This window comes from Falsihalocynthiibacter sp. S25ZX9 (assembly GCF_041205405.1).
GTDB classification, from domain to species: Bacteria; Pseudomonadota; Alphaproteobacteria; order Rhodobacterales; family Rhodobacteraceae; genus Falsihalocynthiibacter; species Falsihalocynthiibacter arcticus.
This window is the reverse complement of the sequence record NZ_JBGFCD010000253.1, coordinates 1-299: the sequence shown is the minus strand read 5'-3', so window position 1 is coordinate 299 and position 299 is coordinate 1. Positions and strand designations below refer to the sequence as shown.

The window sequence follows — 299 nt, the reverse complement described above, 5'->3', positions numbered from 1 at the left end:
TTCTAAAGCATTCTCAACCATTTCCATCATCCCGCATCGGTTTTCGATCTTGCCCCGAGGGTGTGGATCGCTATCATGCAGCAGACTTAAGCCCGAAGACCGTCTTCGACAAGCTAAACTGAGCCATCATGACCATAGAAGCCCCTGAAATCGTTATTGTAGAGCAAAGCCGTGTGGCCTGTGATGGAGGCGAAGGCGCGCTGGGACACCCCCGCGTATGGCTTTTTATCCACGAAGAAACAGGGTTTGTTGAGTGTGGCTATTGCGACAAAAAGATCATCCTCAAGGGCGGCTCGGCC

The 299-nt window shown here is 52.2% G+C and carries 1 protein-coding gene; it reads left to right on the top strand.

The genetic code is table 11. From position 1 onward, the window contains the following. Nucleotides 1-128: 128 nt before the first annotated feature. A partial coding sequence (locus AB9F29_RS22135) for a zinc-finger domain-containing protein (protein WP_369757280.1) occupies nucleotides 129-299 on the top strand: 171 nt, incomplete at its 3' end.